Origin of the sequence: Agrobacterium tumefaciens (genome assembly GCF_013318015.2) — a bacterium.
GTDB classification, from domain to species: domain Bacteria; phylum Pseudomonadota; class Alphaproteobacteria; order Rhizobiales; family Rhizobiaceae; genus Agrobacterium; species Agrobacterium tumefaciens.
The window spans coordinates 194,094-205,803 of the sequence record NZ_CP115843.1; the positions used below are offsets into that span (position 1 = coordinate 194,094).

The 11,710-nt window shown below is 59.8% G+C and carries 9 protein-coding genes; 5 read left to right on the top strand and 4 right to left on the bottom strand.

The window, feature by feature from the left end:
• The first annotated feature begins 59 nt into the window (after positions 1-59).
• From G6L97_RS24155 to G6L97_RS24175, 5 genes are read left to right on the top strand one after another with little or no spacing between them, the layout of a single operon-like run.
• Positions 60-1,676 carry an ABC transporter substrate-binding protein gene (locus G6L97_RS24155; protein ID WP_065706067.1) on the top strand — a complete coding sequence of 539 codons (1,617 nt, stop codon included), beginning with the start codon at positions 60-62 and terminating at the stop codon, positions 1,674-1,676.
• A gap of 15 nt (positions 1,677-1,691) precedes the next feature.
• A complete protein-coding gene (locus G6L97_RS24160) occupies positions 1,692-2,624 on the top strand; it encodes an ABC transporter permease (RefSeq protein ID WP_065706068.1) in 933 nt (310 codons plus the stop codon).
• A 2-nt stretch (positions 2,625-2,626) separates the two neighbouring features.
• On the top strand, positions 2,627-3,505 hold the full coding sequence (locus G6L97_RS24165) for an ABC transporter permease (protein ID WP_065706069.1): 879 nt from the start codon (positions 2,627-2,629) through the stop codon (positions 3,503-3,505).
• A 15-nt stretch (positions 3,506-3,520) separates the two neighbouring features.
• Positions 3,521-4,378: a fumarylacetoacetate hydrolase family protein gene (locus tag G6L97_RS24170; RefSeq protein ID WP_065706070.1), complete on the top strand. Its 858-nt coding sequence runs from the start codon at positions 3,521-3,523 to the stop codon at positions 4,376-4,378.
• Between the two features lie 35 nt (positions 4,379-4,413).
• Positions 4,414-6,273 carry an ABC transporter ATP-binding protein gene (locus G6L97_RS24175; protein WP_065706071.1) on the top strand — a complete coding sequence of 620 codons (1,860 nt, stop codon included), beginning with the start codon at positions 4,414-4,416 and terminating at the stop codon, positions 6,271-6,273.
• Between the two features lie 14 nt (positions 6,274-6,287).
• On the opposite strand, the gene G6L97_RS24180 is transcribed toward G6L97_RS24175, so the two are convergent.
• The 4 genes from G6L97_RS24180 to G6L97_RS24195 all read right to left on the bottom strand — a co-directional run bounded on the left by G6L97_RS24180 (position 6,288) and on the right by G6L97_RS24195 (position 11,700).
• Positions 6,288-6,716: an AI-2E family transporter gene (locus G6L97_RS24180; protein ID WP_083211747.1), complete on the bottom strand. Its 429-nt coding sequence runs from the start codon at positions 6,714-6,716 to the stop codon at positions 6,288-6,290.
• A gap of 79 nt (positions 6,717-6,795) precedes the next feature.
• On the bottom strand, positions 6,796-7,338 hold the full coding sequence (locus tag G6L97_RS24185) for an AI-2E family transporter (protein WP_174004005.1): 543 nt from the start codon (positions 7,336-7,338) through the stop codon (positions 6,796-6,798).
• A gap of 32 nt (positions 7,339-7,370) precedes the next feature.
• Complete coding sequence (locus G6L97_RS24190; protein WP_174004007.1) at positions 7,371-10,547, bottom strand: efflux RND transporter permease subunit; 3,177 nt, start codon at positions 10,545-10,547, stop codon at positions 7,371-7,373.
• Position 10,548: 1 nt separating this feature from the next.
• Positions 10,549-11,700 carry an efflux RND transporter periplasmic adaptor subunit gene (locus G6L97_RS24195; protein WP_065706075.1) on the bottom strand — a complete coding sequence of 384 codons (1,152 nt, stop codon included), beginning with the start codon at positions 11,698-11,700 and terminating at the stop codon, positions 10,549-10,551.
• Positions 11,701-11,710: the final 10 nt, after the last annotated feature.

Genomic DNA, 11,710 nt, shown 5'->3' on the forward strand with positions numbered 1-11,710 from the left:
GAAAAAGCTCTTGGAGGAGTGGCGGCATTGCATCTCGGAAACACAAAGGGAGGAACCTCATGACCATTACACGTAGACAGATGATGCTTTCGGGTGCCGCCGGGACAATGCTTGCCGCAGGCCTTGGCGGGCTACCATCGCCCGCCGGCGCCCAGGCAAAACGGGACACGATCCGGGCAGCGTTCGCCGCCCGCTCGTCGACCGGCATGAACCCGCAGCTGATTTCCACGACCGGTGCCGATAACTGGGTGATGGCCCAGATTTTCCACGCCTTGGTCAAGCGCCCGGATGGTGCCTGGGCGGTCAAGCCGGAAGAGTTCCAGCCCGCTTTGGCCGAAAGCTGGGCGATGTCGCCGGATGGCAAGACCTGGACCTACAAACTCCGCAGCGGCGTCAAATTCCATAAGAACTACGGCGAGGTGACCGCCGACGACGTGGTCTTCACCTACGGCCGTCATCTGGACCCCAAGATCAATACCAAATACAAATCCTATTACCGCAATATCGAGAGCGTGACCGCATCCGATCCGCTGACGGTGGTATTCAAGCTTAGCCAACCAGACCCGCTTCTGAATGCGACTTGCATTTCGGACATCAGCGCGGTGATTATATCGAAAAAAGCCTTTGAAGAAAAAGGCGCCGATGGCTTCAACACCGATCCGATCGGTACCGGCCCCTATCAGTTCACGAGCGCCGATACAGAAAAGGGCGTAACGCTGTCTGCGTTTCCCGAGTGCTTCGACGGACCGCCGGCGACGCCGAAACTTCAGATCCGCTTCATTGCCGATACGACGGCACGCACCCTGGCCTTCGCATCCGGCGATGTTGACATGATCGAGGGCGTGCGCGCACCCGGTTGGATCGAGACGATGCGGCAGCAGAACGCCAAAACGGTGTTCGACGCGACGGCGCCGGGCAGCTTCAACATCCTGAATATCAACCTGACCAGAGGACCGCTCGCGGAGATCAAGGTTCGACAGGCCATCCGTTATGCGATCGATTCCAGCGCGATTGCCGGCGCGTTTGGCGGTATTTCAACCCCGATGGTTGGCCTTGTTCCCTCGCAGTTTCCCGGTTCGGTGACACTAAACGAACTGCCGGGCGAACTGCAGTACAAATACGACCCTGAAAAAGCGAAAGCGCTTCTTGCCGAAGCCGGCCATGCCGGTGGGCTAACGATCCCCTGCTACATCAGCCAGCGCGAGGATTATGCTTCGATCATGCTGATGATTCAGGAACAGTTGCGCACGGTCGGCATCAATCTCGATCTCAAGATCATCGACCATGCCACCTACCATGCCGATAACCGCAAGGATAAGAACGCCTTGGTTCTCTATTCGGTCAGTTATCCGCCCGTACCCACGGCACCGATCGGCGACCTGTTGCTGAAGTCCGGTGACGTCAAAGCCGACAGCAGCGGTCTTGCCAACTACAGCCATTATGGCGTCGCCATGCCAGGCATCGACGACATGATGAGCAAGACTATAGCCGAGGCTGATTTCCAAAAGCGCGTGGCTTTGGTCAAGGACATGGAAAAGCAGGTCCTGAAAGACCTGCCGGCGCTCGGTATCGTGACTCTGTCCTATCTCGTGGCGCGCAATCCCCGCCTCGATCTCGGATTCAAAGTCACTTCCGGAACACCTCTTTGGCCGCTGAAGCACGCCAAACTGGTTTGAAGTGGAGCACTACTGATGTTGGGTATGATCGCCTACAAACTGCTCGATGCAATCCCGACTCTATGGTTGGTGTTGACACTCGTGTTCGTCGCATTGCGCATTCTGCCAGGCGATCCCGCTCTTGTGGCGCTCGGTGACTATGCGACCCCGGAGCAGCTTGCGTTGTTCCGGGCCCAGACCGGTCTCGATGCGCCGCTCTGGCAGCAATATTTCTCCTTCCTATGGGATGTGGTACGGTTGGATTTCGGCGCTTCGCTGATCTCCAAGGAAAGTGTTGTCGGGCTTATTTCCTATAACCTTCCTTACACGATTGCCTTGACGCTCGGTGCGACCGGCCTCGGCGTCATCCTCGGCGTGCCATTCGGCGTGCTGGCGGCGGTTCGCAAGAACAAGCTGCCGGATTCGGCGATGCGTGTGTTCTCGCTGGTCGGTTATGCAATCCCGGACTTCTATCTCGGCGCCATCCTGCTGATCACCTTTGCACTGCATCTGCAGTTCTTTCCGATCAACGGCGGCGGCGAGGGCTTTTTTGACCAGCTTCACCATCTGATTTTACCGGCCGTCACACTGGCAATCCTCAAGATCGCTTTTCTCGGCCGCCTGACGCGCACCTCGCTTCTTGAGGTGCTGTCCAAGGATTACATCCGCACGGCGCGGGCCAAGGGCGCGCCTGAAAAGCGGGTGATCTACAAACATGCCCTGCGCAACGCGCTTCTGCCTATCGTGACCGGCCTCGGCCTTAGCCTTCTGGCCACGCTTTCGGGGTCCGTCGCCGTTGAACTCGTCTTCAACCGTCCGGGTCTCGGATCGACGCTGATCAAGGCGATTGCCGAGCGTGACTATCCGCTAATCCAGGGGACGATCGTCGTTTTCGCGCTCATGGTGGTGGTCGTCAATCTTCTCGTAGACATGCTTTACAGCGTCATCGACCCGCGTATCAGGAGCTGAATATGGCCGCGATAGAATTCAACGAAACCGTTGCGCCGGAAGTTAAACCGAAGCTGCTCAAGCGGATACTTTTCCGCAAGGTCTCGACCACGATCGCCTTCGTGGTGATACTCGCCTTCGCGATGATCGCTGTCTTTGCGCCGTGGATCGCGCCTTACGATCCACTCAAACAGAGCTTCCTGTCGATCAACAAATATCCGTCCGCGGCCAACTGGCTCGGTACGGATCAGTTCGGCCGCGACGTGCTGTCCCGGCTCATCTACGGTTCGCGCACCTCGCTGACCTTCGGCCTGATCGCACCGGTCAGCGCCGCTGTCATCGGCACGACGCTCGGCGTGCTTGCCGGATATTTCGGCGGTGTCACGGACCGGATCATCTCCAAGCTCATCGACATCCTGATGGCATTTCCGGAACTGCTTCTCGCCATCATTGTTTCGGCGGCGCTTGGCGGTGGTTTCTGGAACGTCGTCATCGTTCTGACGATCGCCTTTGTGCCGGGTTTTGCCCGTGTGGCTCGCGCTGCGACACTTTCGGTGCGCCAGGAGCCCTATATCGAGGCATCGATGGCGATTGGGGTGAAAACGCCGATCATCATTTTCCGGCACGTCATTCCAAACATGTCCGCATCGATCGTGCTGCTCGGAACGCTGTGGATCGCATCGGCCATCAGACTGGAAGCTGCGCTGAGCTTTCTCGGTATCGGCACACCACCGCCAAACCCGAGCTGGGGCAATATCATCCGGGAAGGTCTCGGCAATGTTTTCGGTTCGCCATGGCCAATCATCGGCGCAGGTTTTGCCATCACCATCATCGTGCTGTGCATCAATCTGATCGGGGATTCCGCCCGCGACGTGCTTGATCCCAATTCATCTGAATGCTGAAACAGGCTGCGAGATATGAAACTGCTTCGATACGGTCCGCCGGGCGCCGAAAGGCCGGCTATGCTGGATGATGACGGCACGATCCGCGATCTCTCCGCGCATGTGGCAGATTTGGGTGGCGATGTTCTCTCGCCGGCTTGGCTTGCCGCGATAGCAATGATTGATCCGCGCAGCCTGCCGGCGGTTGCTTCCGATGTCAGGATCGGCGCCTGCATTGCACGGCCGGGCAAGTTCATCTGCCTGGGGCTGAACTACCATTGCAATGCGGCCGCCCTGAAACAGGACCTGCCGCCCGAGCCGGTGATTGCGATGAAACCGCTTTCTGCCATTTGCGGCGCCCATGATGGCATTGAACTACCTCGCGGTTCCGAAAGCACGGACTGGGAAGTCGAGTTAGGCGTCGTGATCGGCACAAGGGCGAAATATATCGATCAGGCCAAGGCCATGGACCATGTTGCCGGATATTGCCTGATCAACGATCTGGCTGACCGCGAACTGCAGTCGAAACGCGGCGGCGATACGAGCAAGGGCAGGGGGCATGACAGTTTCGGCCCGATAGGCCCCTATTTCGTGCCTGCCGCATCGATCCCGGATCCGCATAACCTTCGCCTCTGGCTCGATGTCGATGGCGAGCGGCTTCAGGATGGGACGACGGCGGACATGGCTTATGGGGTCGCATTTCTGGTCGCGTACCTTTCGCAATTCATGACGCTTTTGCCGGGCGATATCATTTCGACCGGCACACCCGCCGGCATCGGGGTCGGGATGAACCCGCCGCGCTTCCTGAAAGCGGGGCAGACAGTCAGGCTTGGGGCCGAAGGGCTCGGCGAACAATATCACAGGGTCAGGACTTCGCTCGACGCTGCGGCGTGAACGAGTGCTTGCGCCAGCCCAAGGAGGAGAACAACATGCAGACGGCGATCGCCAAGGCACCGGATCTCTCGAAGGTCAGTGAACTCCAGCAAAACCGCATTCTGTCGGTGCGTGATCTTCGCACGGCTTTCCGCGAGAACGGCCGCTGGAAAGAAGTCGTCAAAGGCATTTCCTTCGACGTGAAGGCGGGGGAGACGCTTGCCATCGTCGGCGAATCCGGCTCCGGCAAAAGCGTGACCGGGTATTCGATCATGCGGCTGCTATCGCCGGACACGGCACGCATCAATGGCGAGGTTTTCCTTGGGTCCCGCAATCTCCTGTCGCTGAGCGAAGACGAGATGCGCGCCGTACGCGGCAACCATGTCTCGATGATTTTCCAGGAGGCGATGACAAGCCTCAATCCGGTATTTCCGATCGGCCAGCAGATCTCCGAAAGCCTGATGCTGCACAATCCGATGACCGCAGCGGCAGCCAAGGCAGAAGCGCTTCGGCTGATGGACCGAGTGAGGATACCCGCGGCCAAGACCCGTTATGACGAATATCCGCACAATTTTTCCGGCGGCATGCGTCAGCGCTCGATGATCGCCATGGCGCTGGCCTGCCGGCCGCAATTGCTGATCGCGGATGAACCGACGACTGCGCTCGATGTGACGATCCAGGCGCAGATCCTTAACCTGATCAAGGAGATCCAGGAGGAGGAGAAAATGTCGGTGATCTTCATCACTCACGACATGGGCGTGGTGGCGGAGGTGGCCGAGCGGATGGTGGTGATGTTGAAAGGTGACGTCGTCGAGACGGGAACCACGGAAGCGATATTCGATCGGGCGGAACATCCCTATACGCGGGCGCTGCTCAGTGCGGTGCCGCAGCTTGGTTCGATGCAGGGCATTCCCTATCCTCTCAAGTTTCCGATCGTCAATCCTAAGACTGGAGAGACCAGTCCCGCCGACGAACCGGTCGCAACCGTAAAGACATCGGACGCCCCGGTGTTAGAGGTCAAGAACCTTTCCGTCCGTTTCGATATCAGGGGCGGCTGGTTCCGCCGCGTCATCAGCCGTATCCACGCGGCCGAGGATGTCTCGTTCGACCTACGCCCCGGCGAGACCCTGTCGATCGTCGGTGAATCCGGCTGCGGCAAGTCGACGACGGGCAGGGGCCTGATGCGGCTGGTCGAACCTGCGGGCGGGAGTGTCCGGCTGGCAGGCCGTGAGATCATGTCTCTGGCGCATGACGACCTGCGCGATGCCCGGCGGGACATCCAGATGGTCTTCCAGGATCCGTATGCAAGCCTGAGTCCGCGCCGCACGGTTGGTCAGGCAATCGCAGAACCGTATCTTACCCATAAGCTTGGAACGGCGGCTCAGGCCCGCAAACTGGTCGGCCAGATCCTGGAGCGCGTCGGACTTAGCCCGGATATGGCTGAACGTCTGCCGCATCAGTTTTCCGGTGGCCAGAGGCAACGCATCTGTATCGCACGGGCGCTCGTGCTGTCACCGAAGGTCATCGTGGCCGACGAGTCGGTTTCCGCACTGGATGTCTCGGTCAAGGCGCAGGTGATCAATCTGCTTCTCGATCTGCAACGCGAACTGCGACTGGCCTTCGTGTTCATCTCCCACGACATGGCGGTGGTGGAGCGCATCAGCCACCGGGTTGCCGTCATGTATCTCGGGGAGATCGTGGAGATCGGGCCGCGCCAGAGCATTTTTGAAAATGCGCAGCATCCCTATACGAAGAAGTTGCTGTCGGCGGTTCCCTTGCCCGATCCGTCGCGCCGCCTGGCGAAGCGTGTCATCGATGTGGAAGAGTTGCCGAGTGCATTACGTGCGATCGGCTACGAGCGCAAAGGCAGGGTATTACGGGAAGTGTCGCCCGGTCACTTTGTTCAGGTGACCTAGGTCGCCGGCTGCGATCATAAAAGGAATCGTGCGGCTATCGGTACTATGATCGCCGTCGCCACCGCATTGAGCGCCATGGAAATCCCGGCAAAGACGCCGGCCGTCTGGTCGACATTGTAAGCTCTGGCGGTACCAATGCCGTGAGATGTCAAGCCGATGGCGAAACCGCGTGCTGCATAGTCCCGGATATTGTCGACCATGCTGATCACCAGAGCGCCGACGACCATGAGCGCGATTGCCTTCAGGTAGATTCCGGTTGCAAGAAGATAGACGGCCGCCGGAAACCAGACCAACGCAGCACCGATGGCTGGAAGAAGCGACAACAGCGCCATCAACGCGCCCCACAACAAAGCAGCCTCGATGCCGATCAGCCAGAAGGTCAATCCTCCGATGCTACCCTGTATCGACGCAATGATCAGGTTCCCCTTAACGGTCGCTTTCATGACGGATGCGAACTTCGGCAGGATCTGGTCCTTTTAGCGCCGACTAAGTGGGCTTGCCTCGCTGATGGTCGTGACAAGTCTAGGCCCATCCCGAAACAGGAAGAACAGCAGATAGAGCATGATCCCGAGGCTGATAGTCAACTCCATCGTGCCTTGTCCGATCGTTATCGCGCGCGATGCGATCGCCTGCACGGGCCTGTCCCAGCGATGTGGCAATGCGAGACTGGACCGGCTCCACGTCGCCGATTTGAAGAGCGCTCAGAGCATGGACGACGGGGGAGGGCAAGGCATCGCGGATGCGCTGCAGAATCTGGACGGCGTCAAACTCGCGCTCGCTGATGCGACCGTAGAGTCGCGTGGCTTCATCGGCCAGCGACCCGAGAACGATCGATCCGGGGATGAGCACGATGCAGACGAAGCAGATGACGCTGGCGGCCGCGGCTAGGTTGCGACGGCCGCCGAACCAGCGGCAGAGCCTTTCGTGCAGAGGGTAGAACAGGATTACAACGATCGTGACCCACAGCACGGTTCCGTAATAGGGCAGAAGCAAGAAGACGAAGGCCGTGGTCACCAGAACGACCACGGCCATGAAGGTTACACCCTCGATCGACGTTTGTCCCATACATTGCCGCCTTTATGTTGCTCCCGGCAGGGTCAGGATGATGCCGTTCCCGGCTGCTGTTCGGTATAACCGCCCAGGGTGCCGGCGTATATTGTTTGATCGTCATGATCGTCGGGCGCTTTCGGCATGAAGCGGGCCAGGCGCCGCGTGATGCTGTCGATATAGGAAAGGATCATCGGCACTACGATCAGGGTCAGGACGGTGGAACTGATCAGCCCACCGATCACGGCATGGGCCATGGGAGCGCGCTGCGCACCGCCGCCAGCCACCGCCATCCCGAGCGGGATCATGCCGAAGATCATAGCCAGCGTTGTCATGACGATCGGGCGGAAGCGGATGGCGCCAGCGCTGATCAGGGCGTCGTTGAGCGAAAGACCGCGTCGGCGCTCCTGATTGGCGAAGTCGACCAGCAGGATGCCGTTCTTGGTGACGAGGCCCATCAGCATGATGAAGCCGATCAGCGAGAACATGTTGATCGTGCTTCCGGCGATCAGGAGTCCGAGAAGCACGCCGACGAGCGAGAGGGGCAGGGCTGCCATGATGGCAAGCGGTTGCAGGAAACTACTGAACTGCGAGGCCAATACCAGATAGATGAAGATCACCGCCATCGCGAGTGCCGTCACCATATGCCCCATTGTTTCCTGCATGTTCTCCGATTCCCCGCCAAAGCGGATGAGGTAGCCATCGGGCAAATCTCGGTTGGCGATCAGCGTCTGCAATTCGCTGGTCACGTCGCCGAGCGTGCGGCCCGATACATCGGCGGACACCAGCACCTCCCGGCGATTGTCGAGGCGGCGGATTTCGGAAGCCGCCGGGACGGCCTTGATATCGGCAACCTGATCGACCTGGACCAGGATTGGCGCTCCATTTGCATCCAGTCGCCCGGTTGTTAGCATCAACTCGCCAATCATCGCACCGTCTGCGCGTTGCTCGCTCGGCAGGCGAACAACGATATCGTGGGTTTCGCCGGTGGCATCTGTCCAGTTCGAGACCTCCTCGCCGCCGACCAGCGGAGAGAGCGAGGCGGCAAGATCGGATCTCGTCATGCCGAGATCACTCGCCGCCTCGCGCTTCAGGCGCACCGAAAGGATGGAGGTCACTTCCCTGGCACTCGAATTCACATCGACCATACCTGATATCTTGCGCATGTCGTCGGCAAGATCCGAGGCGATTTTCTCAATGATCGCGCGGTCGTCTCCAAGCACGCTGAGCTGGATCGGGCTGTCGCCGCCGCCCAGCCCTTCCTGTACGATGGCGATCTCGATGCCCGGAATGACGGACAGTCGCTCGCGGATCGGGTTTGCCAGCATGAGCGGGGTCCGTTTCCGTTGTTCCAAAGGCACAAGGCGCACCAGCACTGCGGCGCGGTGCTTGCCGACGGTCCCCCCAGTGTTGATCGTCGAATAGATCGTCTCGATCTCGGGAAACTCCCTGAGCGCATTTTCGACCTGCCGCACTTTCGTTGCGGTGTAGTCAAGGGAGGAGCCAACCGGCGCTGTCACGTTGATCTGGAACCGGCCCTCGTCGGCGCCGGGCGCAAACTCCGCGCCGACCAGCGGCACCATGAACAGGCTGCCGATGAAGATGCCGACGGTTGCCAAGAGCGTCACGAAACGATGGCGCAACGTCCAGCCGATCACGTTCCGATACTTGCTGGCCAGCCATTCGAAGCCGTGATCGAAGCGCGCGATCAGCCGCCCGATAGGTCCGCGTTTTGCATCCGGCTGCGCATCGGGATCGTACCAGACGCTCGACAGCATCGGATCGAGCGTGAAGGCGACGAAGAGCGATATTAACACTGCGGCAGAAACCGTTACGCCGAATTCGTAGAAGAAGCGCCCGACGATCCCGTCCATAAAAGCGACCGGCAGGAAAACCGCGACGATGCTCAAGGTTGTGGCGATGACCGCAAGTCCGATTTCGTTGGTGCCGTCCAGTGCCGCGCGAAAGTGTGACTTGCCCATGTGAAGATGGCGCGTAATGTTCTCACGCACGACGATAGCATCGTCCACCAGAATGCCGATCGACAGCGTCAATGCCAGCAGGCTGAGCGTGTTGAGGGTGAACCCCAGAAAGCTGATGACCGCCAAGGTTCCAAGCATAGCGATGGGAAGCGTCAGGCCGGTAATGACGGTGCTGCGCCAAGAGTTAAGGAACAGGAAAACGATCGTAACGGCGAGTGCTGCGCCCTCGATTAGCGTCGCCTGTACCTGGGTCACCGATTCTTCGATCGCCGTCGAGGCATCCGTCACGACGCGGAGCTGGACGTTATGCGTGGCGAGTTCTGTGTTGAGTTGATCGAGACGCGCCCGGACATCATTGACAATCTGCACGGTGTTGGCGTCCTGCACCTTGATGATATCGATCGCGAGCGCCGTTTCGCCATTATAGAGCGCCCGGCTCTCGGCGTCGGCCGCACCATCCGAGATGGTCGCGACGTCACGCAGGTAGACCGGGCCCCCGCCGTGACGGGCGACGACCATGTCGAGCAGGTCTTGCGGCTGCTCGATCCGGCCCTGTACCTGCATCGTGCGCTCGGAGAAGGTGCTGATGACGCTCCCGGCCGGGCTGTTCTGGTTGCCCGATTTAAGAGTATTGATCACATCGTTGATGCCAACGCCCAGCGCCCGCATTCGGGTATCGTCGATGGAAACGTCGATCTGGCGCTTTTGTCCACCCACCAGCGTTGCCTGACCGACGCCTGAAATTGTCGTCAATTGGCGAACGACGCGCTGGTCGGCGATCATCGTCAGGGCCGGGACGTCCAGCGACGTCGAGCTGATGGCGATGGAGAGGATGGGCTGGTCGGACGGATTGAACCGAGAGACGATTGGCTTGTCGACGTCGTCGGGAAACTCCGCTTCGAGCGCTGCCACCTTGTCGCGCACATCCTGCGCGGCCGCCGCGCCCTGCACTTCAAGTTTGAACTTGGCCGTGACGACAGAGCGCCCCTCGTAGGACGTCGAGGTAATCTCATCGAGCCCGCCAATGGCGTTCAGCGCGTCCTCGACCGGGCGGGTGATCTCCGTCTCGACGGTTTCCGGTGTGGCGCCGGGATAGGTCGTCATCACGACGACTATCGGAACGTCGACATTGGGATACTGGTCGAGCCCCAGCCGCTGAAACGAGAAGACGCCCATCACCAGTAGGGCTACCATCATCATGGTGGTGAAGACGGGATGAGTGACGGAGATGCGGGTCAGGAACATGTCAGCCGGCCCTGTCGAGGGTCACGGCCACATCCGGTCGCAACTCGGGCAGAGGTACGGTCACGATCGTGTCTCCATCGACCAGGCCATCGGCGATCTCGATCAGGCTGCCGCCGTTCCAGGTCTGTCCAACTGTTACGGACTGGCGCTGAAGATGGCCGTTGTGCAGCTTGAGCAAGTAGTCACCGGTTTCGTCCTTGCGCAGGGATATCGCCGGGACAACGAGCGCATCTGTCTTTTCCCGAACGAGGATCGAACCGGTGGAGAACATTCCGCCCCAGAGCCGTCCGTCGTGATTGGAAAGTCGCAGATAGACAGGCACAAACCGCGTGCCGTTGTCCGCGACCGGATTGATCCGGGCGACCCTGCCTTCAAGCGTCTGGCCTTCCATGCCGTCGATTTGAAGTTGGACGGTCTGGCCTGCCGCCACGCGTACAATGTCACGGGTGGAAACCAGAACCTTCGCTTCCAGAATGCTGGTATCGACGATGGTCAGCAGTTCAGCGTCGGCGCTGACCCGCGAGCCCGCCTCGACAACACGGCTCGCAACAACGCCGTCGAAGGGGGCGGTGATGTCCGCATCGCGAAGAGCGACGCGGGCGATATCGACCTGTGCGGAAAGGCTCCGGACTTTAGAGGTATTGGACGAGACCTCACTCTTCGCCTTTTCGTGCTGCTCTTTCGAGACGACGTTTCCCGCCGCAAGTTGCTCCATCCTGTTCAGCGCCTGCATCGCCAGTGTCAATTCGGCCGCAGCCGCGTCGCGATCACTCTCACGTTGCAGCAGCGTCGATTGCAGATCGTCCGTCTCGAACTTGAGAATGATGTCACCAGCCCTGACGCGCTCACCTTCACGAACGGCGAGGTCGAGGATATTGCCTCCCGTCTTAGCCCGCATCACCACCCGGGTGACCGGCTGAAGCTCGCCGCTGACGCGTAGCCGCTCGACCATTGAGGCGCGTTCGATTTTCGCCACCTCGGTCTGTGTGAGTTCGAGAGGTTTGGCGACTTGGCTCACGGACGCTACGACATACTCCAGCCGCTCGTTCGCATCGACTGTTCCGCCTGCGGAAGCAAGATACATGACAGTGAGACTGCAGCCGACGAGTAGAAGGCTCGCCTTGACCATACGCGTTGTCCACCTGAATGCCATCGTTCATATC